Below are 3,840 nucleotides of genomic sequence, written 5' to 3'. Positions count from 1 at the left end.
GGAGGTCACACCCTATTCTAAAAACCGGCGGGTGGTCACCATCATTGATACGGATGTACCCGGAGGTACCGGATGCGGGCTTGTGTGCATGGTGGAAGTGGTGGCCATGATGATCGGGAGAATTGTCCAGTGCTACAGTCAAAAGGGATATGAAAAGCCCCGGGTTGTGGTGCCCGGACTTTTTATGGAAAAGGGTTGTCCCAAAAGCCTTTACCGTCCGGGGTCTTCCACAACCATTGTTATATTTCAAAAACAGCGCATCTGTTTTTCCGAAGACTTACTGGAAAACCAGGTTCGCACCGACGTGAGCAGCCGTTTCAGTGAAGGGTTTGGCAGACCCCTTGTGGAAACCGAAGTGACCGTGCGTTCAGGTATCGGTCATGCCTGCCCTTGTGGTGAAACTGCAGCGTTTGGAGATTTGTAATGGATATCATTTTTTTTGTTGTTGGGCTGGGTCTGCTGATTGGTGTTGTACTGAGTTGGGGATTTAAAACTTTGCCCAAAGAGAAATGGCAGATGGTGGCGGCGTTTCCTTTAGAGAAGCTGGATCAGGGGCAGTGGCGGGGGATGAATCTGACCTGGTACGGGCTTTTGTCCGCCAATGCGTATACCTTTGGCGTGATCATGGCCGTGATTCTGGCCGCATCGGCCGGGATGCCCATTTCTGTCCTGGTGCTGTTGACTGTTCTGCTGCTGGCGGTGACCATTCCCGCCTCTAAAGTTGTTGCCCGGCTTGTTGAAAAGAAAAAAGCCACCCTGACCATTGGCGGGGCCGTGTTTGCCGGTGTGGTGACTGCGCCCTGGATCATCATGCTGGTGAATGCCACGTTGGGCACAGCCTTCAACTTTCATCTGCCTGTTGCTGTGATGATGGCCTGTTTAAGCATTGGATATACGTTTGGAGAGTCTTTGGGACGTCTTGCCTGTTTAAGCTTTGGCTGCTGTTACGGCAAGCCGTTGAGCCGGTGTTCCGAGCGCACCCAGAAACTGTTCGAGCATTTTAATGTGGTCTTTACAGGTGATACCAAAAAAGCGGCCTATGCATCGGGTCTGGCCGGTGAAAAGATGATTCCCATCCAGATTATTACCGCCGTGATTTATGCGATATCCGGCCTTGTCGGCACCTTGCTGTTTCTCCGGGGTTTTGCCGGAACCGCCCTTGTGGAAACCCTTGTGGTAACCCAGGTCTGGCGCGTGGTCTCTGAGTTTTTCAGGGCAGACTTCAGGGGTGAACGCAAATTTTCCGTGTACCAGATTATGGCCCTTGCAGCCATTGCTTATACCATCGGGGTGCTGGCCTTTTTCCCTGATCCCGAGGTAGCCGTTTCCCTGGATAAAGGATTTAAAGCCCTGTGGGATCCGGGTATGATTCTGTTTTTCCAGGGTGTCTGGGTTGTCTCCTTTCTTCATTCGGGCCGAAGCACTGTTACGGCATCGAAAATTTCTTTTCATGTAGTCAAAGACAACATCTAATTGATGAAAATTAGAAGGCGCCATGAATTGGGGGGGATATGCTTTCTGTGGTGCTACGATATTGTAAAGTATCTCCTGTTCAAAGGCCTTCTGGAAAGCCGGGGGATTGATCCCCTGGTATTTCTGTTTTTTGACATGATCACCGTGCCCGGGTTTATTGTAGGCTGTGCCCGTCTGGTCAATTCCCTGACCGGCCGGGTCATGGCATGGCCCAAGGTCCTTTTCTGGGGAATCATGGTGCTGATTAATACCCTGTTGCCCTATGTGTATGCCGCCGTTGCAGGTGGGCCACAATTTGACACAGCCGCTTGGGTAGTCTTCTGGGTTTTGATTTTACTGATGCTGGCAAATCTGATACGCACAATCAGGGCGGGTTTGATCGCAGAAAAGCAGTGAACAGCGAAAGGTTCGCCTTATGCTTTGTTTTTGTCTACCTTTCTGATCAGTCCTTCCTGGGCCACACTGGCCACAAGCCTGCCGTCCCGGGTGTAGATGGAACCGTGGTTAAGACACCGGGCCATGGCTGCACTGGGACTGTGAATCACATAAAGAAGCCAGTCATCCATCCTGAAATCCCTGTGGAACCAGATGGCATGATCCAGGCTTGCCACCTGCATGTCCGGCGACCAGAAGGTTTTGCCATGGGGATAAAGGGCTGTGGGGACCAGGTGAAAATCCGAAGCATAGGCCAGCATGTACCTGTGAATTGCGGCATCGTCAGGCAAAGGGCCGGTGGCCCTGAACCAGACATATTTGTCCGGCGGCATGGGAACGGGATGAAAGGGATTTAACGGATTGAGCACCCGCAGTTCAATGGGATTGGGAGACAATAATTTTTTTGCGATGTCTTCAGGGAGTTTTTTTGCATGGCGTAAAATTTTATTGTAATCACTTTCCACGCCCTCAGGGCCATCAACCTCGGGCATGGGGTCCTGGTGCTGAAAGCCTTCTTCATATTTGTGAAATGATGTTGACATGGAAAAGATAGTCCGGCCCTTCTGTACGGCCTTGACTCGCCGGGTGCTGAACGAGTGGCCGTCCCGGGTGCGCTCCACCATATAGACAATGGGGCAGGCGGCATCTCCGGCCCGAAGGAAGTATCCGTGCAGGCTGTGGGCACAAAGATGGTCCGGTGCTGTTCGGGATGCTGCAGACAAGGCCTGACCCAGGACCTGGCCGCCGAATACGGCTCCGTAACCCAGGTCCTGGCTCTGGCCCCGAAAGATGTCCTCTTCAATTTTTTCCAGGCTGAGCAGCCCCAAAAGCTCTTTGAGTACATTTTGTCTGATACCATCTGTCATGATGTTTCCCTATATATGGGTGGTTTTCGAATTATATGATCTGGCAAACGGCATTACATCGTCTCTATGATGTCCACGAACAGGTCCTTTGCATCGTTGGACAATGTTTTGATTTCATCCATATCCTGGCGTGAACTTATTTTTTTATTTAACATTCTTATTTTATGGATTTATCTATTCATAATCCTGTCAATGGTTCCATCCCCTTTCATCTCCTCAATCACCCTGTTGATCTCCGGAAGGAGGTCTGCAAACGGTGAATTTTTTGAGATTCCGATTCTGAAAAGATCCTTGGATACAATTTGGGGTGCGTGGGTGATCTGCTTACTGTATTCCGGATACTTTTGAAAGAAGCTCATCACAACGGATTCGCTTTCCAAAAAAGCATCGAATCGTTTCCCTAAAAGTTTTTTAAAGTTGTATTCTGCCAGGTTGACTTTTTCCGTTTTTATGAAGCCGTTTTCAATGGCCTGGTCCATCTTGTCCTGGTAGGTATATCCTGAAACAATACCTATTGTGTAAGGTTTGAGATCATCAATGGTTTGCCACCCGGGTAGCTGGTCTTTGCCCGCTTTCAGGTGCCATATAAAAACCCGGTCCTCAACAATCACATTCGTAAAAACCATGAACGACTTTCTTTCCGGCTTGTTTTGAATGGGAAAGGTAATATCGTAGGTTCCTTTTTCCATGCAGGCCAGCACCCGCTTCCATGGCAGAAGATCTGCCTTGAATTTGCAATGGATGCGTTTGCTCACCTCTGTGCCGATATCAAACGCATATCCGCTTTCCAGCGCCTCGCCTTCCCGTCCTATGGAATAGGGGGGCCAGGGATCTGTGGCAAGTCTAAGTACCGGGTCATTTCCGGCACAGGGTGCTGCGAAGAAAAAAATAAAGCCTATAAATAGAACAATGCGTCTGCAAAAGAATTTAAACATAAAGCTCCTTTTTATCAGTTTCGTACGGTACAGGCTTCACGGGTTCGGTTCAGGCATTAACTAATGTGTAATTATATCTGATTTTGGGCGGGATTACAAAAAGATATGGTAGCACCCCACTTAACCGTGGT

The 3,840-nt window shown here is 49.5% G+C and carries 5 protein-coding genes; 3 read left to right on the top strand and 2 right to left on the bottom strand.

Features of this window, described 5'->3' with window-relative positions; all coding sequences use genetic code 11:
* The 3 genes from B3D59_RS06510 to B3D59_RS06500 all read left to right on the top strand — a co-directional run.
* On the top strand, positions 1-424 hold a 424-nt coding region (locus B3D59_RS06510), incomplete at its 5' end, for a phosphatidylserine decarboxylase (RefSeq protein ID WP_286818513.1).
* Positions 424-1,473: a prolipoprotein diacylglyceryl transferase family protein gene (locus B3D59_RS06505; RefSeq protein WP_286818512.1), complete on the top strand. Its 1,050-nt coding sequence runs from the start codon at positions 424-426 to the stop codon at positions 1,471-1,473. The genes B3D59_RS06510 and B3D59_RS06505, both read left to right, overlap by 1 nt.
* 3 nt (positions 1,474-1,476) lie before the next feature.
* Positions 1,477-1,869, top strand: coding sequence for a hypothetical protein (locus B3D59_RS06500; protein ID WP_286818511.1), 393 nt, complete (start codon positions 1,477-1,479; stop codon positions 1,867-1,869).
* Between the two features lie 17 nt (positions 1,870-1,886).
* On the opposite strand, the gene tesB is transcribed toward B3D59_RS06500, so the two are convergent.
* Together tesB and B3D59_RS06490 are read right to left on the bottom strand one after the other, a co-directional pair.
* Positions 1,887-2,774: an acyl-CoA thioesterase II gene (gene tesB / locus B3D59_RS06495; protein WP_286818510.1), complete on the bottom strand. Its 888-nt coding sequence runs from the start codon at positions 2,772-2,774 to the stop codon at positions 1,887-1,889.
* Between the two features lie 170 nt (positions 2,775-2,944).
* On the bottom strand, positions 2,945-3,709 hold the full coding sequence (locus B3D59_RS06490) for a substrate-binding periplasmic protein (RefSeq protein ID WP_286818509.1): 765 nt from the start codon (positions 3,707-3,709) through the stop codon (positions 2,945-2,947).
* Positions 3,710-3,840: the final 131 nt, after the last annotated feature.

The organism is Desulfobacter sp. UBA2225 (genome assembly GCF_002348205.1).
Taxonomy (GTDB): Bacteria; Desulfobacterota; Desulfobacteria; order Desulfobacterales; family Desulfobacteraceae; genus Desulfobacter; species Desulfobacter postgatei.
The sequence above is the reverse complement of the archived record's forward strand: the minus strand, read 5'-3'. Positions and strand labels throughout refer to the sequence as shown.